The sequence below is a fragment of the Arthrobacter sp. SIMBA_036 genome (assembly GCF_046535135.1).
GTDB lineage: Bacteria > Actinomycetota > Actinomycetes > Actinomycetales > Micrococcaceae > Arthrobacter.
In genome coordinates, this window is record NZ_JAWRXG010000134.1 from 1 (window position 1) to 277 (window position 277).

1 protein-coding gene is annotated in these 277 nt (G+C 59.9%); it reads right to left on the minus strand.

The features are described 5' to 3' along the window. Window positions 1–277, minus strand: a 277-nt coding sequence (locus tag SB659_RS19395) for a DoxX family protein (protein WP_410551578.1), incomplete at both ends; no start/stop codon positions are given.

Below are 277 nucleotides of genomic sequence, written 5' to 3' on the forward strand. Positions count from 1 at the left end.
CCAGCAATAGCGGGAAGAAGTGCTCGGCAAAGGCTGCGAGATGGGCGGCGAGCCAGGGGTCGACGAGAGGCAGCTTGTATTCGGTCTGGAACAGATAGACCGCATTGTCCGTCACCTGCCAGCCATCGACCTTTGTCTGCCCCGATTGCCAGAAAACCGCGGCAATCGACAGCCGGGAAATGGTCGCGATCAGATCATGCGGGATGCGGTCGAGAAGCGCGGCGGCGCTCTTGAATGTATGGGCAAAGCCGCGGCCATCAGGTGCTGAAAGTGTCAT